The sequence below is a fragment of the Rhodospirillales bacterium genome, from assembly GCA_016712595.1.
In the GTDB taxonomy this organism is placed as follows: Bacteria; Pseudomonadota; Alphaproteobacteria; order Rhodospirillales; family Defluviicoccaceae; genus Defluviicoccus.
The window spans coordinates 1,634,954-1,657,634 of sequence record JADJQT010000001.1; the positions used below are offsets into that span (position 1 = coordinate 1,634,954).

A 22,681-nucleotide genomic window follows, 5' to 3' on the forward strand; every position below is an offset into this window, starting at 1 on the left:
GGAGCTCGATCCGAGCGATCCCTACCTGCGGCGGTCGCAGACCTTCCCACGGCTGAGTGTGGAGATGGCGGCGCGGGTTGCCGGCTACGGCAGCGAGGAAAGGCTGCCGGGGGGCACGCTCGTCTTTACACGCGGACAGAGGGCGGTGGATTTCTTCCTCGTCCTCGAGGGGAGCATCGAGATTTTCGATGTCGATGTGTGTGGGGCGTCCAACGTGTTCGTGGTGCATGGTGAGCGAGAGTTTACCGGCGAACTTACCTTGTTCAACGACCGGCAGGTGCTCGTGTCGGGACGAACGGGCTGCGAGTGTCGCGTCGTTCGCATCTCGCCTGCTGGTTTTCGCCGTTTGATGACGGGTGAGCCCGACATCGCCGAGATCATCATGCGCGCGTTCATCCTGCGTCGCATCGGCTTGATCCGGTATCGACAGAGCGGTGTTATCGTCCTCGGTCCGGGTCACGCTGGCGACACGCTTCGGCTGCAGCGCTTTCTCAGCCGCAACGGCTACCCGCATCGCCTGCTCGACTCCGAAACGGACCCAGAATCCACCGACTTTCTCGAATGTTTTGAACTGACCCCGGAGGAGCTTCCCGTGGTGATTGCGCCCGGTGAGCGCGTGCTTCGCAATCCATCGAACGCCGCTCTGGCCGACGAGCTTGGTCTGACCGAGACGGTTGACCCGACACGGGTCTACGATCTCACTGTCGTTGGTGCCGGGCCCGCCGGCCTCGCCGCCGCCGTCTACGCCGCCTCCGAGGGGCTCGATACCATCGTCATCGAAAGCATGGCACCGGGTGGCCAGGCTGGAACATCATCGAAAATTGAGAACTATCTGGGTTTTCCGACTGGCATTTCCGGTCAGGCGTTGGCCGGCCGTGCCCAGATTCAGGCGCAGAAATTCGGCGCCAGACTGGCAATTTCGCGTGACGTCCGCGGCATCGACTGCGACGCGCGACCTTATCGACTGCGGCTCGACGACGACCAGTCGGTGCAGGCGCGCGCGATCGTCATCGCCACCGGGGCGCGCTACCGCAAACTTGCCGTGGCGGACAACGCTCGGTTCGAGGGACAGGGCGTCCACTACGCGGCGACCACCATGGAAGCGCAACTGTGCGGTGGCGAGGAAGTGATCGTTGTCGGCGGTGGAAACTCGGCCGGGCAGGCGGCGATGTTTCTTTCGCGCACGGTCGCGCACGTTCATATCCTGGTGCGTAGCGCAGGACTCGCCGCGACGATGTCGGACTACCTTGTTCGTCGGATTGCGCAGTCGGCCAAGATCACCTTGCACACGCGCACGGAGATTACGACGCTGCACGGAGATGCGCGGCTGCGGGACGTCACGTGGCGCAATCTCGATACCGGCGCCAGCGAGACGCGGCCGATCTGCAACGTGTTTGCGATGATCGGCGCGGAGCCGAATACCGAATGGCTCGATGGTTGCATCGATCTCGATGCCAAGGGCTTTGTGGTGACGGGTCAGATGCAGGACGAAACAGGAACCGTCTCGCCGTTTGCGACCAGCATGCCCGGAATTTTTGCCGTCGGCGACGTCCGTTCCGGATCGGTGAAGCGCGTGGCGTCGAGCGTCGGCGAAGGGTCGGTGGTCGTGCAGGCGATCCATCGATACCTGCATCCCGCGGAGGCGTAGGTTGACGGACGCGCATCACATCCTGTCAGCTCTCGTCCCGGTCATCGTTCTGCTGGGGCTGGGTGTCGCGGTCGCGGTCGGCTGCCGCGCGATCAAGCTCAGTCCGATCGTCGGCTATCTCGTGCTGGGCCTGGGCCTCAGCGCCGCTGACGTCAGGCTGTTGTCCGACAGCGGAACCGTGGCGACGCTGGCCGAACTCGGCGTCGTCTTCCTGCTGTTCGATATCGGCCTGCACTTTTCATTGAAGCACATTCGCGAGCAGGCGGGCGATATCTTCGGGTTCGGGCCGGTTCAGGTGCTGGGCGCGACATTGGTGCTCGGCCTGGTGGCGATGCTGTTCGGATTGAGCCCGCCTGCCGCGTTCCTGGTCGGCGCAACCCTGGCGCTGTCCTCAACAGCCGTCGTCGCGCGCCTGATCAGCGAGCGCCATCAGCAGAATTGCCCGGTCGGTCTCACCGCCACCGCCATCCTGATTTTCCAAGATGTTGCCGCGATCTTTCTGTTGATCGTCGCGAGCGCACTCGGCGGCCAGACGGCGGTCCTGCCGGCGATCGGGCTGGCTATCGTCAAGGCGGTGCTCGCCTTCGGGATCGCGGTCCTGCTCGCCCGCGTTGTCGTGCGACCGCTGTTCGACGCCATTGCCCGCAGTCGCAACGAGGAAGTGTTCACCGCGACGGCGCTCCTGGTGGCGCTGGCTGCAGGGTGGGCAACCGGCGCCATCGGTCTGTCGCTGACACTGGGTGCCTTCCTTGGCGGCATGATCGTTGCCGAGACTCCCTACCGTGCCATCATCCAAGCCGAGATCAAGCCATTCCGCGGGCTTCTGCTCGGGTTCTTTTTCATCTCGGTCGGGTTGTCGCTCGACCTCGCGATGCTGTTGCGCCTCTGGCCGTGGGTGATCGGCGCAGCTGTGCTGCTGATCGCGGTGAAGATCGTCACCAACGCCGCGGCGAGCAGAGCTTTTGGCTGGTCGGTTCCCGGCTCCACCCAACTCGGCTTCCTGCTGGCGCAGGGATCCGAATTCGCCTTCGTCATCCTCAGTCTGCCTCCAGTGCGAGCCCTGCTCGGCGAGGAGGTTGCGGCCGTGCTCATCGGTTCGGTCGCGCTCACTCTTGCAGCAACACCCACCCTGGCTGAGGCGGGGCGATCCCTTGCGGGGAACTTGCGCCGGCGTGCGACCCGCGCGGCCGATCAGGAGCTGCAGCCGAAAGACCTCGCCGCGCCGGTGTTCATCGTGGGAATGGGCCGGGTCGGTCGGACGCTCGCCGACGCGCTCAACGAATTCTCGATCGGCTACGTGGCGATCGAGCGCGACGACCGGCGGTTCCGTGAGGCGGCGGCCGACGGTTACGCCGTCATCTTCGGCGATAGTAGTGATCCTCGCATCTGGGAGCCGATCGCCTTGCACGGGCGGAAATTTTTCCTCCTCACAGCGCCGTCCTTTGAGACTTCAAGCGCGGTCACGCCGATGGTGACGGCTCTCTACCCGATGCTCAAGCGGATCGCCGCCGTTCGTACTGACGAGGAAGCCGAGCAGTTCCGGTCGATTGGCATTTCGCCAGTGATCGAGCGCGGCGTTCCGCGCGGACTCGATCTTGCGGCGGTGGTCCTCAACGAAATGGGGATCAACGAGGATGCGATTGGCGCCTGGATGCGCCGGCAACAGGAAAGAGCGCTGTCAACCGGTCCGGCCCTTGCGGCCTGAGAGCGGGCCATCAGGCATTGTCAGAGTAATGAACTGAGGAAGCTCTTGTGCATCCAGCTTCTGTAGACTACGCGCGCCTTGCGATCCCGGCGCTTCGCGACAAAAAACCTTGAACGCTTCGCCCTTATGATCCACGGCGCGCCAGAGGGAATGTGCCTTCCCGTTCCTCCACACATCCGCTCGCCAGATGCCAGCATCCGCGTGATTTTGGTTTTGCCAGGCTCACAGGGCGCCGGCTGAATGTTGGGACATCGCTACTATCCGCAGCCAGATATCGGTGATCTGCGTGCGTCGAGCCGCCTGAAATTGTTGACCGTAGGCGAGCACGGCGTAAGCAGCGATGCGCGCCAGCTTGGCAGCGAGCGCGAGGATGACGACATTTGGACAAGGGCGGTCGAGTAAGCATCTCAGCCAGGAACCAAGCGCCGTTTGTTGCTGTGCGAGCCGCGAGACGACGGCACGCCCCCCGTGAATCAGCATAGCGCAGGTAGATGTTGCCGCGTTTGCTGATCCCAAGCAGCGTGGGCCTGCCGCCGGTAGTTTTCTGCTTTGGCACCAGACCGAGCCCTGGCTGATCGCGACCACGCCGCAAGTGTTCGGCTTCGCCGACGGCGGCAACGTGCACGGATGCCGTTATCGGTCCGATGTCCCGATGCCGCTTCGTCATCACGCACCTTCCTGCCCCTCGCGGAGCTTAGCAAAGGTGTCCCCCGACTCGGGGAGGCTCAATCCGCGGCGCTGCGGCCGAAGTCCTGACGTGGGCTCAATCGATCGCAAGGATGATGTGCGAGGCTTTGATCAGCGCGGATACACGGTCGCCGACCTTGAAGCCGAGGCTGCTGGCGCTTTCCTTGGTGATGATCGCAGCGATCGACTTGCCACTGCCGATGTCGAGAATGATCTCGCTGTTGACCGCGCCATCCTCCCGGCGAGCCACGGTACCGGTCAGCATGTTGCGCGCCGACGTCCGGCCGACCTCTCCCGCCGGGGCGAGTAGAACGAAGCTCGATTTGATCAGCGCAAAGACGTCTCTTCCTGTCGCCAGTTCCAGGTTCCGGACGCTCTCTTCGGTGATGATGGCGACGAGTTGAATACCGGGGGCGACATCGAGAAGAATCTCGGCGTTCACCGCGCCGTGCTTGATGTCGGCGATCGTGCACAAGAGCGTGTTGCGCGCGCTCGTGCGCATGAGATGTTTCCATGAAAATGATGGGACGACGAGGTCGGATCCGAGGTCGAGCTCGACGGTATGCATGTAGCGATGCAATTCCCGTCTGATCGGTTGCACCGCTCTCAGAAAGCGACGGCCATCGTCGGTCAGCGACGCGCCCCCACCCGCTCGTCCGCCGGTGCGTCCGAGCACCAACGGCTGTTCGGCGATTTGATTGATCGCCGCGACGGCGTCCCAGGCGCCTCGGTAGGTCAGGCCGGCGGTCCGCGCCGCGGCGGAAATCGATCCCAGCGAATCGATCGCTTCGAGGAGCCGGATCCGCTGATCGCTGATCTCGATGCCGTCCTCGCTGCGGAAAGCGACAATGGGTTGCAGATGCTTCAGTGAAATGGCCGCCGCTTCCGTGGCCGGTGGATATATCCGGCGTAAGAGGTGAAGCGGATAGTAGCAGCAAGTGCGGTGGGGGAAGGTGGCATTCCTCACCGGCGGATCGGTAATCCGGCACGCCGTGTTCGCCGGCTCCGCTGAGCACGGTCTCGACGCTCGCTCTGCCGGGACGACGGGGGGTAGGGCGGTGATAAATAGGCCCCGTAGCACTGGCGGTTGGTGCTGCCGCAAGGCTGTCGTTGTCATCGCCGCAGTCGAGCCAGTCGTTGCCGGCGTGACCGAGCAACAGGTCATCGCCGCCGTCCGCTTGCCAGTGTTTGATCGCCGCGAAATCCAGGCGTGGCCGCGCAGGGATGGCTCGGACATATCACCGTGCCAGGTTTCCGCGGTGCGACTTTTCAGACGGGTACATTTCAGAACGATCGAGGGGTGAACGTACCGGTCGGAACGCCGCTCCAGGCGCGCGAGAGCCGCCGCTCCCGCGTCACCATCTCCGCTTACGACACGCGTCGATGCGGACCGTGTCCTGATATTTCAGGGTGTTGATGGGGCGCAGACCCGGCAAATGGCGCTGTCCAGCGCGCGGCGCGGCGGAAGCGCGTATGCGCCCGTGCCGCTCGTCCAGGCGTGGTCCCGTTCATAAAATGCCGGTAGCAAGTCATCGTTTCAAGTCAACACGCGCGAACATCCCAATTCATGGGCCGTCGTCAGCAGGGATATTTCCGTCATGCCCATGGTATTGCTTAAGTGTGACCAGGACGTTCCTGAACGTGAGCGGCACATTTACTTTAAAACACCGAGAGAAGACTCCAGAGATTTTCTTCCCGTCGCCAATGCGCCGACCATTCCCGGGACATTGTCTGAGCGAGGCTGCTCGTTCTGCGGAGCGAAGCTGGTGATCGGTGGCGCGCTGAAGGACACCATCCAGATGATCCACGGGCCGCTCGGCTGCGCCTACGACACCTGGCACACCGAGCGTATCTGCTCAGGTGGTTGGCGATTTTTGGGTTGCGGGGTCGGGCTGGATGTGAGTCAAGGTATGGATGACTCTGCCGTTCCGATACCGCTTGAGCGACGATGAGAAGGACGCGCTGCTTTCCGAGCAGGCAGCGCTGATCGAACGTCAGGCGGCGCGGATTACGGAACTCGAGGCGCTGCTGGCGCGACCGAAGAAGACGTCACGGAACAGCCACACGCCGCCGTCGCAGGACCGCAAGCCGGGCGGAAGCGGGGACAAGAAGCATGGCGAGCGGCGCAAGCTGCGGCCCTCGCGTCCGGGCTCGGCGCGGTCGCTGAGCGAGGTGCCGGACGAGACGATCAAGCGGCTGGCCACCACGTGTCCGCATTGTGCCGCCGACGTTTCGGGCCAGAGGCAGATCTGCCGCCATCGCTACGATCACATCGACATCCCGCCAATCGCACCGGTGGTGACCCGTGTTGAGCTGTTCGGCGGGCGCTGTGCTGCCTGCGGCCGCCGTTTCCGCGCCGCCCCGCCGGACGGCATGCCGCTGGGAACACCCTTTTGGGCGTCAATCCAGGCGCTGCTTTTGTATCTGCACCACAGCCATCATGTCGGTTTCGAGCGGCTGGCGCGGATGATGGCGGAGCTGTTCGGGCTGGTGATCTCCGAGGGTGCCATCGCCAACGCCTTCCGCCGCGCTGAAACAGCGATGACGGCGGCGTGCGCCGCGATCAGGAAAGGCTGCTGGCCGCCCGGGTGATCGCCTCGGACGAGACCACCGCCCGCATCGACGGCGCCACCCACTGGCATTGGGTGTTCGTCACCACCAAGGCGGTGCTGCACCAGATCGCACCCCGCCGGGCGAAAGCGGTCGCCGAAGAGGTGCTGGGCGAGCACCGGCCGGCGGTCTGGGTGTCCGACCGCTACGCCGGCCAGCAGGATCTGGCGCCCGCGCATCAGGTCTGTCTCGCCCACCTCCTGCGTGACGTCCAGTATGCCATCGACTGCGGCGATACCGTCTTCGCGCCCCGGCTGCGCGATCTGCTGCGCTGGGCGATCCGCATCGGCCGACGGCGAGATGCCCTGCGGCCGGCGACCTCGCCACCTATCACGACCGCGCCGAACGCCGCCTCGATGCGCTCGTGGCCACACCCGCGGCGCATCCCGCCGGCCGCGAGCTGCAAACCGCAGTCAAGGCGTGGCGGACGACGTTCTTCGTCTTCCTCGAAGACCCAGACGTGCCAGCCACCAACAACGCCTGCGAGCGAGAAATCCGTCCGTCCGTCGTGTTCCGCAAGGTCACCGGCGGCTTTCGCTCCGAATGGGGCGCACACATCCACGCCGGATACCGATCCGTCACCAGCACCGCAGGGCTCCACGGCCAAACCGCCCGGCAAGCCATCGCCCAACTCCTCGCCGGCACCTTCCAGACCACGCCCGCAGCTTTATAGCCAGGGGGGTGAGCAGATACGCGCTCACCGCCTCGCGCAGCCCCTTTTCTGAACCGGGCCTGCGCCCGGGCGTCCGCCTGCGGGTGGACCGGCCGCACCTTCTGCCGCGACAGCCCCATCCGCCGCGGCACCCGGGTCAGGCTCGACGGATGGTAGGTCTTGCCGAAGTGCGCCGCGAGCCAGCGGCACAGGTCGGCCCGGGTCCACGCCGAGACGCCGTCGGCCTCCGGGTCCGGGCCACGAAAGATCGCCGCCGCGAACGTCGCCTCCTCGGCCTCGCTCAGCGTGCGCGGCGCATGGCCTTTCGGCCGGCCCTTCAGCCCGGCCAGACCCTCGGCATTGTAGCGGACGACCGCGTCCCTGAGCGCCTGGTGCTCCATCCCGGCCAGCCGCACCGCTTCCGCCCGCGTCATCCCGTCCAGCGCGTTCGCGATCGCGTACATCCGCGCCGCCACTCGACCGTCCCGCTCGCGACGGGCGAGGAGCCGCAACTCCGAAGCCGCATGATCATCCCGGATTTCGAGGGCTCGTCCCATCGCTTCCCCATATCTGCTGGAAATGAGGGAATCAGAAATCCGCGAACTCGGAAATCCCCAACGCCGAGTCAGATCAACCGCTCAGCGATATTACACCGACGATACCGCCCCGCCCTGGCGCGAGGCAAGCGGACGCGGGGTCGCGGCGGCCATCACAGCCAAATCGTGCCCCATTGTCTATGGTACAGCGTCCCGCCGACGGCGATGGAACCTGCAAGCAGCGCCTTGCGAGTCGGCTGGCTAATACATCCGGAATAACTGTCCCGGAAGGAACAGATATGCAACCCGGCGACCGATCAATTCAACCCAACCGGTTTATCGCACTTGATGGCTGGCGTGGCATCATCGCTTGTATCATCGCGCTCTGCCATCTGAACGTATACAGCCATATCTATGGCGCCACTATTCTTCAGCATGCATATATTTTTGTCGATTTTTTCTTTGTGCTCAGTGGATTTGTCATAACGTATTCGTACATTGACAGAATAACCAACGCGCCGCAACTCGCCACATTCATCGGCAAGCGCTTCTCGCGGATCTGGCCGCTGCATATAATCATGCTGGCCGCATTTATCGGCTGCGAAATATTAAAACTATTTATGCTGAGCAAAACCGGTATTTCGACCGAGACGGCGCCATTCGAAGGAAACAATACTCTATCATCGATTATCCCAAATGTTTTCCTCATCCATTCCATCGGCATTTTTGACAATTACACATGGAATATCCCGAGCTGGGCACTGAGCGTAGAATTCTACACATATATTGTATTTTCGATCATCGCCTTTCTCTCAGGTCATACGCGCGTGCGCGAGCAGGCGATCATGGGAATGATGATCGCCACATCGGCCATAAGCTACTTCGTAATTTTACGATACTCGAGCAGAGGAATTGATACAGACGTAGAATATGGAATATTCCGCTGCCTTCTAGACTTCAGTATAGGATATTTTCTGTATAAAATCTGGAAATATGCAAATCACCGTACGGCTTTTCGCGACTGTGGCATTCTACTATTTTCCACTCTGGAGATTTGCACGCTATTGATATTTTTCTATTATATACATTTTGCCGGGAATACACCTTTCGCCAACTTGGCACCATTCGTCGTCGCCTTCACGATATTCATGTTCGCAATTGAGCGTGGCGCTCTCTCTCGCATTCTCGGTAGCGCATTTTTGCAGCGACTCGGCCATTACTCCTTTTGTATCTATATCATTCACCTCTTCGTCGCGATCAACGTCATCGACAGGCCCGCACAAATTATCGCAAAAGTCTTCTCGCTAGATATCTTGCGCCCGGCCTCATCGCTGCCAATTAAAGGCATTTCTGAGACAGGAAACGTGATTGTTCTACCCAATGAATGGTATGGCGATTTTATCACTATTTTTTATATTGGCATTGTTATTGTATTGTCTGGATTGGCTTTCAAGTATATCGAAATCCCATTCTCGCGAACTCTGAACGGTTTTTTCCAGAAGGCGAGCTCAGCCGCCAAGCCTGTGCAGCGAGCCGTCGGAGCCTATTCGGAAAACGGCTAACCCGTCTTATTCATGACGCCTGCGGCGCGTATCTGCTCACCCCCCTGGCTATAAAGCTGCGGGCGTGGTCTGGAAGGTGCCGGCGAGGAGTTGGGCGATGGCTTGCCGGGCGGTTTGGCCGTGGAGCCCTGCGGTGCTGGTGACGGATCGGTATCCGGCGTGGATGTGTGCGCCCCATTCGGAGCGAAAGCCGCCGGTGACCTTGCGGAACACGACGGACGGACGGATTTCTCGCTCGCAGGCGTTGTTGGTGGCTGGCACGTCTGGGTCTTCGAGGAAGACGAAGAACGTCGTCCGCCACGCCTTGACTGCGGTTTGCAGCTCGCGGCCGGCGGGATGCGCCGCGGGTGTGGCCACGAGCGCATCGAGGCGGCGTTCGGCGCGGTCGTGATAGGTGGCGAGGGTCGCCGGCCGCAGGGCACATCTCGCCGTCGGCCGATGCGGATCGCCCAGCGCAGCAGATCGCGCAGCCGGGGCGCGAAGACGGTATCGCCGCAGTCGATGGCATACTGGACGTCACGCAGGAGGTGGGCGAGACAGACCTGATGCGCGGGCGCCAGATCCTGCTGGCCGGCGTAGCGGTCGGACACCCAGACCGCCGGCCGGTGCTCGCCCAGCACCTCTTCGGCGACCGCTTTCGCCCGGCGGGGTGCGATCTGGTGCAGCACCGCCTTGGTGGTGACGAACACCCAATGCCAGTGGGTGGCGCCGTCGATGCGGGCGGTGGTCTCGTCCGAGGCGATCACCCGGGCGGCCAGCAGCCTTCCTTGATCGCGGCGCACGCCGCCGTCATCGCTGTTTCAGCGCGGCGGAAGGCGTTGGCGATGGCACCCTCGGAGATCACCAGCCCGAACAGCTCCGCCATCATCCGCGCCAGCCGCTCTCGGAAACCGACATGATGGCTGTGGTGCAGATACAAAAGCAGCGCCTGGATTGACGCCCAAAGGGTGTTCCCAGCGGCATGCCGTCCGGCGGGGCGGCGCGGAAACGGCGGCCGCAGGCAGCACAGCGCCCGCCGAACAGCTCAACACGGGTCACCACCGGTGCGATTGGCGGGATGTCGATGTGATCGTAGCGATGGCGGCAGATCTGCCTCTGGCCCGAAACGTCGGCGGCACAATGCGGACACGTGGTGGCCAGCCGCTTTGATCGTCTCGTCCGGCACCTCGCTCAGCGACCGCGCCGAGCCCGGACGCGAGGGCCGCAGCTTGCGCCGCTCGCCATGCTTCTTGTCCCCGCTTCCGCCCGGCTTGCGGTCCTGCGACGGCGGCGTGTGGCTGTTCCGTGACGTCTTCTTCGGTCGCGCCAGCAGCGCCTCGAGTTCCGTAATCCGCGCCGCCTGACGTTCGATCAGCGCTGCCTGCTCGGAAAGCAGCGCGTCCTTCTCATCGTCGCTCAAGCGGTATCGGAACGGCAGAGTCATCCATACCTTGACTCACATCCAGCCCGACCCCGCAACCCAAAAATCGCCAACCACCTGAGCAGATACTCGACGACGTTGTCGTCTGCGCCGAGCACCACGGTCAGCAGCTCCATCGCCGTCGTCTGCAGGGCGATCGGCTCGCGGAAGTGACGCATGAAGAACAGCTTGGAGAGAGCGGTACAGCCGCGGGCGCCATGCTCCAGCGGCATCGCCCGGTCGAGCCCGAGAAAGGCGAGCGACGCGCCCATCGCCGGGCTCACCTTCAGCGGGCTGACGGCAAGCGGTTTGGCAGACAGCGTGATCTCGGCCATCGCTTACGCCCCGGCGCCGATCGCGGCGCTGACGGATGGTTTGCCGCCGGCCGCCCAGCGGGGCCGGGCACGCATCTTTGCCCATACCGGGCTCTCGACCGAAACGACAACCTGCCGGGCGAACTCCACGATACCGGCATAGCCGGCGTAGCCGATGTCGCGAACGTGATCGAGATCGAGGAACGGCACCCGCGCCTTCAGCGCCGGGTAGATGTAGCGGTCGCCGGCGGCGAGGATGTCGGCATCATAGCGTTCGAACGCCTGCAGCAGCGCCGTCTGGTCATTATCGTCGATCAAACGGGCGTCCGGTCCCATCAGCGCGTAGATCCGCGCCTTGTCCTCTTCCGTCGATTTCTCGGTGCCGGTAGCGACAACGCTCATCCCCACGTCCTGCATCGCCGAGATCACCGACCACGATTTGAAGCCGCCGGAGAAGGTCAGCAGGCGCTTGCCGGCAAGACGCCGCCGGTAAGGAGCGAGGGCCGCCTCGGTTGCCGCTTCCTCGCGGGCGATCAGGGTTTCGGTGCGCGCCGTGAGATCGGGATCGCCCAGCACGCTGGCAAAATCGCGCAGCGCCTGCGAGGTATCCGCGAGGCCGTAGAAGCTGCCTTCGAAGAACGGCGTGCCCCACCGTTCCCTGATGCCACGGGCGACACTCAGCATCGCCTTCGAGCACATGCTGGCCTCGGTCCGGTGCATGCCCTGCAGGTCGCGGAAGCGGGCATCGCCGGCGACGCGATTGCCAAGATTCTTGTTGCCGTAAAAGCCGGCGCAGTCGACGGGCACGACCGGGATCGAGCATTACCGGGCGGCGGTGCGCGCGATCTTCTCCAGGTCTTCTCCCGACATCGTGGTCACGCAGGTGTTGTAGAGGAACACCGCCGCGGGTGCGTAGCGCCGGACGACATGGGCGACCGCGCCCAACAACCGCTCTTCGCCGCCGCCCATGATCACGTCCATGTCCGAAAGGTCCGTCGTCAGGCCGACGCGATAGACCATCGGTCCCGAGGAGCGCGAGCCGCGGGCGTCCCATGAGCTGCCGGCGCAGCCGATCGGCCCATGGACGATGTGCGCGACATCGGTGATCGGCACCAGCGCGTTGCGCGCACCGTCAAGGCAGCAGCCCCCTTGCGTCGCGCCCGGCTTCGGTCGCGCGCAACCGGACTTGCTCTTGCGGTTGTGATCGCAGGCCGGCTCGTCCTGCAGGGCGAGGATCTCGTCCGGTTTCATCGTCACTCTCCCGTAGCGTCGGCGGCGAGCCCGTGCGTGCCCACCCTGCCAACCTTGATCAACGTTCGACGAAGTCTCGGTCGGCGGCGCGCTCCGCCAGTCCCCGCGCCCAGGCCAGTTCCTCGGCGGTGAGCAGGGAATCGCGTACCCGGTTGAAGAACGGATTGAGATACGCGTCGAAATAGTTGAAGAGAGGCGAGTGTCTCTTGACCACGTTCTTGCAGAAGCGCATGCAGCCATGGCACATAGGCGAACGGGAGACATAGGCGTCGCGCGGAACCCGATAGATCAGCGCAAACATACGGACGCCAGTCACGAGAACTTCGCGAAATGACCGGAACCACCACGCCCGCTTATAGCAGATTTGATCAAGACGAATGACGCAGACCTTACACCGCGCATATTCGGCAATGAGCGGAACGTTACCAGACTCTGTGTTGTTCATGTTGAAACCTACTTGTTGAAAATTTGGCTTGCCGCTGCAGTAGCAATCGTCGGGCCACATTGATCATCGGATGAAACCGGTGGCACGGTTGGGCGCTGCGTCGCGAAAAGCCTGTGTTTTCATGCGGTTCGGCCTTGCGGTGATGCCAGAACGGCGATCGGCCAGCCGCTCTCGCCATCAGCCGGCAACCGCGGCGCCGAGCGTCGATGACAGAGTGCACGCTGGCGTACGTCATCGGCCGATTCCGTACCATTCGGTCCGGCGGGCGTTGGGTGGGCTGACGAGCCACCCTCAAGTCCGATGACATGGCGCAGCCATGGCGGTGGGTTGGTTGCCATCATCGTCTGGCAGCGGCTGATCAGGGCGCTGATCGCTTCCTCCCGCACGAGCTCGATCGGGTGGATGCGCGCCTTCATCGCCGCGGCAACGGCGATGTCGCCGAGCTCGCGGGCGAAAATCATTTGGCAGCCGCTGAGGGCGCCGATACGCGCCTCAAAACGATCGTCGCAGTCGTCCGGATTGTCGTTATCGGCGGCGCATTTGCGCGGCATCGCCGTGAACTCGATCAGCTCGGCGAGGCAACTGGCGCCCTGCCGACGTCGTAGACGGCATACACCGGCGCCCGGCCGATTGGCTCGTCGGCAACCTCGTTGTCGCGGGTGGCGATGGCGATGCGAAGCACCGAGCTCGTATCCCGTTGATCAGTAAGCAATCGAAGTCGTCGTCTCAGCATATGGTCTACGATAATCATCGTCTCGATGTAAAAATATAATCAGACGGTTATAAGTAAAACTGAAAGTATTCTCTACTATTTCTGGGGTTTATGATAGTTTTTATAGTAGAGATTATAACGCTTGCATTCGCAAGCCAAGAACACGGCGGGGTCGATCGCATGGTCGTTGGCGGCCGAGGGATCGCGCTCGATCGCGATGGTCTGGCCGGTGTCCAGGTCGAGAAGATTGATCCGCTTGCTGCGCCCGCTGCCAAGCGCGCAGGGCTGCCGGTTGTTCATCTGCACGAATCCGGAGACGCGAAAGCCGCGATCGCGCAGGGCGAACGCAAAGTCGGCGAGAAGATCATCGATGTTGACCTGCGGATCGTGCACTACCGCCCCAGGGCGGATCCAGGGCGCTCTTACCGATTCCATAGCCTTTCTTGCTCCCCTGCCTCGGAAGACGGATCGGGCAATCCGCGTTGGACGGCGTTGCTCGACGACGGCATCGCCGCTAGGCGATATGAACTTCAATGCATAACGATGTGCCAAGAGGGGATGCAAAAACTCCGGATCAGAGCAAAGGTATTGAAATTAAAAGCGTGTTTTGGATGATCGGTGCGATGCTTTGGGTTCTGCCGCGATGTATGCCGACCATGCCACGATGTATGTCGCCTATTTTGTGTGTCGAGGGTCCGACAAGTGCGCGTCATCCCGACGCTGCAACGACGTGAAGTGATGGGGTGAATAGCCCCCTTACGGCATCTGGAGTGCCAGGATGCACATGATCAAGAAAACAGCTGATCGCGATAGCGAGATTGAGCAGCGCCATCGGCTGGCGGCGGAGCGAGTGGATCACAGGCCGACCGTTGATGACCTGCTCGTGCTTGCCGCTGGTCTGTGCCGTCCACGAGGCGGCGTCATCAGTGGCGTGGATTTGCGCCGCTTAATTGGAGAGGCATTTGCTCAGCGTCACGCCGTCTGCTCGGTTGGGCGGGGCTGAGATAGTCAAGGGCGGAGTGGCGCCTCACGAGATTGAAGAAGCCATCGATGTCCTCAAACTCCCTCGTAAACCCTCGTTGCTCCGTCCTCGCCTTCGCTTTCGCCTTTATCCTCAAGACAACTGCCCGCTTTTCCGAAGCAAGTTCAGATTGGTGCCAACTCGCCGCGTAGTTTGCGGAACTGAATGCGTTCAAGCGAGCTCCCGCTGATTACTCTGACAGGGTCCCTATCTCGATTGCGGTCATTTCAGTCTTGCACTTATCGCATCAGTCCGGCAGGCGCAGGCGATAGCCGACGCCGGTTTCAGTGACGATGTGCGCCGGGCGTTCGGGGTTCTTTTCCAGTTTCTGGCGGAGCTGGCGGATGTAGATGCGCAGGTATTGAACATCGCCGCCCGTCCGCCACACCTCGTTGATGATCATCCGATGGGTTAGAACCTTGCCGGCGTGAATCACCAGCAGTCGCAGAATGTCGTATTCCTTGGGCGATAGTTTCGCTTCTTCGCCACCGACGGTGACGAGACGGTGCACGAGGTCGACTTCCAGCTCACCGCTGCGGAAAACCGGCTCGGCGCCCTCGTCCTGCACGCTGTGACGTAAGGCGGCACGAATGCGTGCGACCAGTTCGCCCATGCCGAACGGCTTGGTGACGTAATCGTCGGCGCCGAGATCGAGGGCCTCGACCTTGCCGCGCTCGTCGCCGCGGCTAGAGAGGATGATGATCGGTACCTTCGAGAAGCTGCGCAGAGTGCGGATGACGCTGATCCCGTCCTGATCGGGCAAGCCTAGGTCGAGGATCACCGCATCCGGCCGGTCGGCACGCACGCGTCGAACACCTTCTGCGGCCGTAGCCGCCTCGGCAAAACGGTAGCGCTGTACCAGCAGGCTGTTGCGCAGCAGGCGACGGATCGGCGGCTCATCGTCGATCACCAGAATGAGCGGGCCGTTTCCGGTCACGCCGCCTCGTCGTCTGCAAGATGATCCCCAGCCTGCGGTTCCGGAAAGGTGAGGGTGAACACCGCTCCGGACCGGTCGGAGCGATTGTCGGCGACGATCGTGCCCCCCATCGCTTCAACAAAGCCCCGGCACACCGCGAGGCCGAGTCCTGTCCCCGGCTGCTTGCGATCGCTGCCCTCCAGGCGGTGGAACTTGGTGAAGACCCGCTCCAGTTCGTCCTCCGGCATTCCCGGGCCTTCATCACGCACATGCAGAACGATCCCGCCGGCCTGCCGCCTTGCCTGCAGGGTAACGGTCGAACCGGCGGGCGTATACTTCGAGGCGTTGTCGAGAAGGTTGACGATGACCTGGTCCAGCAGCACGGCGTCGAGACTCAGCATCGGCAGGTCGGGCTCTATATCGAGCTCGATGCGGTGCTGGATCAGCATGCGGCCACACCGCTCCAATGCCGCGCCGATCGCCTCGCCGACGTCGACGATCTCCCGGTTCAATTCGATCACGCCAGACTCGAGACGCGTCATGTCGAGAAGATTGCGAACGAAACGGTGCAGCCGCTCCCCCTCGTCGAGTAAGGTTGCGATTAGCTCCCGGCGGGTCTCGGCATCATAGAGCGTATCGTAGCTTTGCAGTGATGTCGCCGCGCCGAGAATGGATGCAAGCGGTGTCGAGAGGTCGTGGGAAATCGACATTAGCAGCGCCGAGCGCAGCCGTTCTGTTTCCGTCAATAACCGCGCTTCGTCGATTTCCTTCGCCAGCCGGACGCGCTCGATCGCAACCGCCGTCTGGTCGAGCAGGGCGTCGAGAAGGCGCCGTTCATCCGGCGTAAGCAGCGGGCCAGGCTGTTCGCGGTCGAGACCGATCACGCCAACCGGACCGCGGCTGGTGCGGATCGGGATGAAAAGCCGTTTGCCACCAGGCAGCGTTTCGGCTCCCCGGCCGGCCGGGCGGTTATGCTTCCATGTCCAATGCGCCGCCGCAAGGTCGGCCCCGTCCATTTGGTCCTCCGGCGGGTAGCCGACGTGCACGACGAGCTGGTTATCCTCGTGAACCAGGATAACCACGTTCAGTTTGAGCATCGAGGCGATCTGGAATGCGGCAGCCCACAAAAGGTCGTCCAGCGTCGCGACGCCGGCGAGCTTGCGGCTGAACGCAAAGAGCGCTTCCGAGGTGCGGGCGCGCAGACGCGTGGAATGGGCCTGATCGCGGACCCGTCCGGCGAGATGACTGGCCACCAGCGCCGCCGCGAGGAAGAATACGAGCGCCAGGACGTGCGCCGGATTGGTAATCGTAAACGTGTGAAGTGGCGGCAAGAAAAAGAAATTGTAAGCCAGCACACTGACAACGGAGGCCACGATTGACGGCCACAAGCCGTAACGTCCGGCGACGAAGACGACGGCAAGGAGAAAAATCAGGTCGACGTTTTCGATACCGAGAAAAGGCTGGAGCAACAACCCGATCGCAAGCGCGACACCCACCGTGGCACAGGTTGCTACGTAGGCGAAGATTGCCGGCGCTCTCGATACCTGCTTGGCGCGAACCGTCTTGGCGGCGGTGGCGTCACGGTGATCATCCTTGTCGCCGCTGCTGACATGGACGCCGATGCCGCCGGCCCTGCGGACCAGGTCGTGGACGACGGAGCCGTGCACCATTTCGAACCAGCGTGACCGGTTCGACTTGCCAACAATGATCTGCGTGACATTGTTGTCGCCAGCGAACCTCAGGATTTCCTCGACGACGTCCAGGCCGGGAACGGTCTGCGCCTCGCCGCCAAGTCGTTCGGCAAGCCGCTGCCAATCGGCAATTCGGTCGCGCTCGGCATCGGTCAATCGTTGCGTCCGGCTGGTTGCCACATAAAGGGCGGTCCACGGCGCGTGCAGCCGGTCGGCCATGCGCTTTGTCTGGCGGATGAGGGCGGCGCACCCTTCGCTCTCGTTCAGGCAGACCACCACCCGTTCGCCCGCCGCCCAGGGGCCGCGGATCGCGTGGCGACGCATGTGCGAGAGAAGCTGCTCGTCGACGCGCTGAGCGGTGCGCCTGAGGGCCAGTTCGCGCAGGGCGGTCAGGTTCCCCGGCGCGAAGTAATGATCGAGGGCCCGCTGTGCGGTTTTCGGGACGTAGACCTTTCCCTCCTTGACGCGCTGGATCAGATCGTCAGGCGCGATGTCGACGACTTCGATGTCGTCGGCGGCGTCGAGAACGCCGTCTGGGACGGTTTCGCGCACGCGAATCCGGGTGATGCGGGCAACGACGTCGTTCAGGCTCTCGACATGCTGGATATTGAGCGTCGTGAACACATCGATACCCGCGGCAAGCAGTTCTTCCGCGTCGAGATACCGTTTCGGATGCCGGGAGCCCGCAACGTTGGTGTGCGCCAGCTCGTCGACGAGAACCAGCTTGGGTCGTCGTGCCAGAATGGCATCCAAATCCATCTCATCGAGGATCAGGCCGCGATATTCGACCTGTCGGCGGGGGATAATCGCGAGTCCATTCAACAACTGGTCGGTTTCGATCCGACCATGGGTCTCGACAACGCCGACGACGACATCGACGCCTTCACGGCGGCGCGCCTGAGCGGTCAGCAGCATTTCAAAGGTCTTGCCGACGCCGGGTGCCGCGCCGAGAAAGATCTTCAAACGGCCGCGATTCTCCCGTTGCGCTGTTTTAAGCAGCTCCTCCGGTGACGGACGCTGGTCGCTTCTGGTATCCGAATTGGCCATTGCCGGCTCGAGCGACGCCTGCCTCGCCTAGCGACTCCGTAGACAGTTTACGATGTCAGCCCGTCGAGCGCGAGATTGAGTTCCAGAACGTTCACCCTCGGCTCGCCGATGAGGCCGAGTAACCGGCCGCTGGTGTGCGCCTCGACGAGCTCGCGGACGCGCGCGACCGGAAGCTTGCGCGCCTTGGCGATGCGCGCCACCTGCAGCTCGGCAGCCGCGGGGGTGATATGCGGATCGAGCCCGCTGCCCGACGCGGTGATGATATCGGCCGGTACCGGCGTATCGCTCCGCACGTGCAGTGCTCCGATGTTGGCCTGCACGCGCGCGATCAATGCCTTGCTGGTCGGCCCGAGATTCGAGCCACCGGAGGCGGTGGCATCATAGCCGTCGCTGCCGGCGGCGGAGGGACGGCCGTGAAAGTAGCGCTCGGAGGAGAAGGTCTGGCCGATCAGGCTCGATCCGATGATGCTGCCGTCGGCACGAGTGATCAGGCTGCCGTTCGCCGCGTCGGGAAAGATCAGCTGGGCAATGCCGGTCACGGCGAAGGGGTAGGCGATGCCGGTGAGCACGGTGAACAGGGCGATCAGCACGAACGCCGGGCGAAGCTGATTCAGGATCGGCATGAGCGCAATCTTTCAGGCAAGGCCGAGGGAGGAAATGGCGAGGTCGATCAGCTTGATGCCGACAAACGGCACGACCACTCCGCCAAGGCCGTAGACCAGGAGGTTGCGGCGCAGCAGGGCCGCCGCCCCGCTCGGACGATACGACACGCCGCGCAACGCCAGCGGGATCAGGGCGATGATGATCAGCGCATTGAAGATGATCGCCGATAAGATGGCGCTCTGCGGTGTCGCGAGGCCCATCACGTTGAGCGCCTGAAGCTGCGGATAGACAGCGAGGAACATCGCCGGGATGATCGCGAAGTACTTGGCGACGTCGTTGGCGATCGAGAACGTCGTCAGCGCGCCGCGGGTCATCAGCAGTTGCTTGCCGATGGCGACGATCTCGATGAGCTTGGTCGGATCACTGTCGAGATCGACCATGTTGCCGGCCTCGCGCGCGGCCATCGTACCGGTGTTCATGGCGACGCCGACGTCCGCCTGGGCCAAAGCCGGCGCATCATTGGTGCCGTCGCCGCACATCGCCACCAGCTTGCCCTTCGCCTGCTCGTCGCGGATCAGCTTGAGCTTCGCTTCCGGCGTCGCCTCGGCGAGGAAGTCATCGACGCCGGCCTCGGCGGCGATGGCAGCGGCGGTCAGCGGATTGTCGCCAGTGATCATCACCGTGCGGATGCCCATTCGGCGCAGTTCGCCAAAGCGCTCGCGGATGCCGCCCTTGACGATGTCCTTGAGGTGGATCACTCCCAGGAGCTGGCCGTTGCGGGCGACTGCGAGTGGCGTGCCGCCGGCCTTGGCCACGCGTTCGACGAGGTCCTGCAGCGCGCGCGGCGTCGGCATGTTGGGATTGCCCCTGACCAGGCGCACGTGATTGACGACCGCGTCGGCGGCGCCCTTGCGGATCTGCTGTCCGTCGACGTCGATTCCGCTCATCCGTGTCTGCGCGGTAAAGGGCACGAGGTTGGCGTGCAGCGGTGCCATCTCACGGCCGCGGAAGCCGTATTTTTCCTTCGCCAGCACGACGATCGAGCGTCCTTCCGGGGTTTCGTCGGCGAGCGAGGAGAGCTGGGCGGCGTCCGCCAGATCCCGCTCGCTCACCCCCGGCAGAGCGATGAACTCGGTCGCCTGGCGATTGCCCAGCGTGATCGTGCCGGTCTTATCGAGGAGCAGCGTGTCGACGTCGCCGGCCGCTTCGACCGCGCGCCCGGACATGGCGAGAACATTGAAGCGGACCAGCCGGTCCATTCCGGCGATGCCGATCGCCGACAGCAGTGCGCCAATGGTCGTCGGGATCAGCGTCACGAACAGCGCGACCAGCGCAATCATCGGCACCGCTCCCCCGGAGTACGCCGCAAAGCTGGGGATGGTGACGACGGCGAGCACGAAAAGAATGGTCATGCCGGCGAGCAGGATGTTGAGCGCGATCTCGTTCGGCGTTTTCTGCCGCTCGGCCCCTTCGACCAGCGCGATCATGCGGTCGAGAAAGGTCGAGCCGGGTGCCGCGGTGATCCGCACCTTGATCGAATCGGAGATCACCTGCGTGCCGCCGGTCACCGCCGAACGGTCACCGCCACTCTCGCGGATCACCGGCGCCGATTCACCGGTGATCGCCGCCTCGTTGACGCTGGCCACACCCTCGATCACCTCGCCGTCACCGGGGATCAGGTCGCCGGTTTCGACGAAAACGATATCGCCGGGCCTGAGGTCAAGGGCCGAAACCTGCCGCCAGGTCCCGGATTGGGGATCGTTCAGCACCTTGGCGGACGTCTCGGTGCGGGTCTTGCGCAGGCTTGCCGCCTGCGCCTTGCCGCGTCCCTCGGCGACGGCCTCCGCGAAGTTGGCGAACAGCACGGTGATCCACAGCCAGGCGATGACCTGTGCCGAAAATCCGAGATCTCCAGCGCCGGATGCCATATCGCGGACGAAGACAAGCGTGGAGAAGGTCGCGACGACGGCGACGACGAACATCACCGGGTTGCGGGCAAGCGTTCGCGGATGCAGCTTGCGGATCGACTCGACCAGCGCGCCGGAAAGGATGGCGCGATCGAAGATTGAGGCACTGCTCCGAGCGCTGCGGCTTGTCGCGATGTCCGGATCGAACGCGCCGGTGTCACGGTGGTCCGCGACGATCTTTGTCATGATCGTGCCCTCTTCAAAACGTCAGCCCGGCCAGCATCGCGAGATGCTCGGCGACGGGACCGAGGGCGAGAGCGGGGAAGAAGGTCAGGCCGCCGACGATCAGCACGACGCCGATCAGCAGACCGACGAACAGCGGGCCATCCGTCGGAAAGGTGCCTTGTGACGCATGCAGGGTTCTCTTGGCTGCGAGGGCGCCGGCGATTGCCAGCATCGGAATGATCACGAGGAAACGGCCGACGAACATCGCCAACGCCAGCGCAAGATTGTAGAACGTGGTGTTTCCGCTGAGCGCGGCGAAGGCACTGCCGTTGTTGGCGGCGGCCGACGTGAACGCGTAGAGCACCTCGCTGAATCCATGAGGGCCGGCGTTCAGGATGCTCGCGGTGCCCGCCGGCAGCACCACGGCGACGGCGGTCAGCACCAGCATCATCAGTGGCAGGCAGAGGATTGCAAGCATCGCCATCTTTACCTCGCGTGTCTCGATCTTCTTGCCGAGGTACTCGGGCGTGCGGCCGACCATCAGCCCGGCGATGAACACGGTAAGGACGGCGAACAGCAGCATGCCGTAGAGCCCGGCGCCGACGCCGCCCACGATCACCTCGCCGAGTTGCATGTTGATCAGCGGGATCATCCCGCCCAGCGGCATGAAGCTGTCGTGCATGGCGTTGACGGCGCCGCACGATGCCGCGGTGGTGATCGTCGCAAACAGCGCCGACAGGGCGATGCCGAAGCGCACCTCCTTGCCTTCCATGTTTCCGGCAGAGGCATCGACACCGAGTGCCGCCAGCGCCGGGCTGGTCTGCGCCTCGGCCCAATAGGTGATGGCGACGCCGGCCGCGAACAGGATCAGCATCGCGCCGAGGATCGCCCACCCCTGCCGCTCATTGCCTACCATGCGGCCGAAGACGTTGGTCAGGGCGGCGCCGATGGCGAGGATCGCCAGCATCTGGACGAGGTTGGACAGTGCCGTCGGGTTCTCGTAAGGGTGGGCCGCGTTGGCATTGAAGAATCCGCCGCCGTTGGTGCCGAGCATCTTGATGGCGACCTGGCTCGCGACCGGACCCTGAGCGATGACTTGCCGCGTTCCCTCCAGCGTCGTCGCCTGTGCAAAGGCGTCGAGGTTTTGCGGTACGCCCTGAGAGACGAGAACCAGGGCGATGACGATCGACAGCGGCAGCAGCAGGTAAAGGGTGATGCGGGTGAGATCGACCCAGAAGTTGCCGATGGTCGTCGCCGACTGGTGGGCAAAACCACGGACCAGTGCGATGGCGAGCGCGATGCCGGTGGCGGCGGACAGAAAGTTCTGCACGGTGAGCCCGGCCATCTGCACCAGATAACTCATCGTCGCCTCACCGCTGTAGTTCTGCCAGTTGGTGTTGGTCACGAAGCTGATCGCGGTGTTCAGCGCAAGGTCGGGGGGCACCGCTGCCATCGCCTGCGGGTTCAGCGGCAGGTCCGCCTGCAGGCGCTGCAGCGCGTACAGCACCACGACGCCCGCGAGGTTGAACATCAGCATGGCGAGCGCGTAGGTGAGCCAGTGCTGTTCCGTCGAAGGCTGGACGCCGGCGGCGCGATAGAGCACGCGCTCGATCGGCGCGAGCACCCACGAAAGCGGGGGTCGCCTACCAGACACAACCAGGGTGATATAGCCGCCCAAAGGCCGGGTGAGAGCGAGGATGAGGGCGACGTAAAGGGCGATCTGCACCCACCCGACGAGGGTCATGGGACG

15 protein-coding genes and 4 pseudogenes are annotated in these 22,681 nt (G+C 63.4%); 6 read left to right on the forward strand and 13 right to left on the reverse strand.

Annotated elements, in window-relative coordinates:
* Positions 1–64 precede the first annotated feature (64 nt).
* Positions 65–1,648 carry an FAD-dependent oxidoreductase gene (locus tag IPK66_07405; protein MBK8175084.1) on the forward strand — a complete coding sequence of 528 codons (1,584 nt, stop codon included), beginning with the start codon at positions 65–67 and terminating at the stop codon, positions 1,646–1,648.
* Between the two features lies 1 nt (position 1,649).
* Positions 1,650–3,353, forward strand: a complete 1,704-nt coding sequence (locus IPK66_07410) for a cation:proton antiporter (protein ID MBK8175085.1) — start codon at positions 1,650–1,652, stop codon at positions 3,351–3,353.
* 124 nt (positions 3,354–3,477) lie between these two features.
* Here the strand turns inward: IPK66_07410 and IPK66_07415 are convergent, their stop codons facing one another.
* Together IPK66_07415 and IPK66_07420 are read right to left on the reverse strand one after the other, a co-directional pair.
* Positions 3,478–4,023, reverse strand: a complete 546-nt coding sequence (locus tag IPK66_07415; protein ID MBK8175086.1) for a transposase — start codon at positions 4,021–4,023, stop codon at positions 3,478–3,480.
* A gap of 93 nt (positions 4,024–4,116) precedes the next feature.
* The gene (locus tag IPK66_07420; GenBank protein ID MBK8175087.1) at positions 4,117–5,157 is read right to left on the reverse strand and encodes a TOBE domain-containing protein; all 1,041 of its coding nucleotides are present in this window, start codon (positions 5,155–5,157) and stop codon (positions 4,117–4,119) included.
* Between the two features lie 481 nt (positions 5,158–5,638).
* Between IPK66_07420 and IPK66_07425 the strand changes: the two are divergent.
* From IPK66_07425 to IPK66_07435, 3 genes and pseudogenes are all read left to right on the forward strand, one after another.
* Positions 5,639–5,890, forward strand: a pseudogene (locus tag IPK66_07425) (nitrogenase iron-iron protein, alpha chain).
* 64 nt (positions 5,891–5,954) lie between these two features.
* Positions 5,955–7,323 (forward strand): annotated as a pseudogene (locus IPK66_07430) (IS66 family transposase).
* 715 nt (positions 7,324–8,038) lie between these two features.
* Positions 8,039–9,400 (forward strand): acyltransferase, encoded by a 1,362-nt coding sequence (locus IPK66_07435; GenBank protein ID MBK8175088.1) that lies wholly within the window; start codon positions 8,039–8,041, stop codon positions 9,398–9,400.
* A 48-nt stretch (positions 9,401–9,448) separates the two neighbouring features.
* Here the strand turns inward: IPK66_07435 and IPK66_07440 are convergent.
* The 6 genes and pseudogenes from IPK66_07440 to IPK66_07465 all read right to left on the reverse strand — a co-directional run bounded on the left by IPK66_07440 (position 9,449) and on the right by IPK66_07465 (position 13,956).
* Positions 9,449–10,823 (reverse strand): annotated as a pseudogene (locus IPK66_07440) (IS66 family transposase).
* Positions 10,820–11,134 (reverse strand): hypothetical protein, encoded by a 315-nt coding sequence (locus IPK66_07445; protein MBK8175089.1) that lies wholly within the window; start codon positions 11,132–11,134, stop codon positions 10,820–10,822. Before IPK66_07445 ends, IPK66_07440 begins: the two are co-directional and overlap by 4 nt.
* A gap of 3 nt (positions 11,135–11,137) precedes the next feature.
* Positions 11,138–12,364, reverse strand: a pseudogene (locus IPK66_07450) (nitrogenase iron-molybdenum cofactor biosynthesis protein NifE).
* Between the two features lie 58 nt (positions 12,365–12,422).
* Positions 12,423–12,869 carry a hypothetical protein gene (locus IPK66_07455; GenBank protein ID MBK8175090.1) on the reverse strand — a complete coding sequence of 149 codons (447 nt, stop codon included), beginning with the start codon at positions 12,867–12,869 and terminating at the stop codon, positions 12,423–12,425.
* A 59-nt stretch (positions 12,870–12,928) separates the two neighbouring features.
* Positions 12,929–13,360: a hypothetical protein gene (locus tag IPK66_07460; GenBank protein MBK8175091.1), complete on the reverse strand. Its 432-nt coding sequence runs from the start codon at positions 13,358–13,360 to the stop codon at positions 12,929–12,931.
* A gap of 257 nt (positions 13,361–13,617) precedes the next feature.
* Positions 13,618–13,956 (reverse strand): DUF2478 domain-containing protein, encoded by a 339-nt coding sequence (locus IPK66_07465; protein ID MBK8175092.1) that lies wholly within the window; start codon positions 13,954–13,956, stop codon positions 13,618–13,620.
* A 343-nt stretch (positions 13,957–14,299) separates the two neighbouring features.
* On the opposite strand from IPK66_07465, the gene IPK66_07470 reads away from it, so the two are divergent.
* Positions 14,300–14,524, forward strand: a complete 225-nt coding sequence (locus IPK66_07470) for a hypothetical protein (protein ID MBK8175093.1) — start codon at positions 14,300–14,302, stop codon at positions 14,522–14,524.
* A 265-nt stretch (positions 14,525–14,789) separates the two neighbouring features.
* On the opposite strand, the gene IPK66_07475 is transcribed toward IPK66_07470, so the two are convergent.
* Genes IPK66_07475 through kdpA form a run of 5 tightly spaced genes read right to left on the reverse strand, consistent with a single transcriptional unit; the run spans position 14,790 to position 22,675 of the window.
* Positions 14,790–15,479, reverse strand: a complete 690-nt coding sequence (locus tag IPK66_07475; GenBank protein ID MBK8175094.1) for a response regulator — start codon at positions 15,477–15,479, stop codon at positions 14,790–14,792.
* Positions 15,476–18,196: a sensor histidine kinase KdpD gene (locus tag IPK66_07480; protein MBK8175095.1), complete on the reverse strand. Its 2,721-nt coding sequence runs from the start codon at positions 18,194–18,196 to the stop codon at positions 15,476–15,478. Before IPK66_07480 ends, IPK66_07475 begins: the two co-directional genes overlap by 4 nt.
* Positions 18,197–18,243: 47 nt before the next feature.
* On the reverse strand, positions 18,244–18,813 hold the full coding sequence (gene kdpC, locus IPK66_07485; protein MBK8175096.1) for a potassium-transporting ATPase subunit KdpC: 570 nt from the start codon (positions 18,811–18,813) through the stop codon (positions 18,244–18,246).
* 18 nt (positions 18,814–18,831) lie between these two features.
* The gene (gene kdpB / locus IPK66_07490) at positions 18,832–20,952 is read right to left on the reverse strand and encodes a potassium-transporting ATPase subunit KdpB (GenBank protein MBK8175097.1); all 2,121 of its coding nucleotides are present in this window, start codon (positions 20,950–20,952) and stop codon (positions 18,832–18,834) included.
* 13 nt (positions 20,953–20,965) lie between these two features.
* Positions 20,966–22,675: a potassium-transporting ATPase subunit KdpA gene (gene kdpA, locus IPK66_07495; protein MBK8175098.1), complete on the reverse strand. Its 1,710-nt coding sequence runs from the start codon at positions 22,673–22,675 to the stop codon at positions 20,966–20,968.
* Positions 22,676–22,681: the final 6 nt, after the last annotated feature.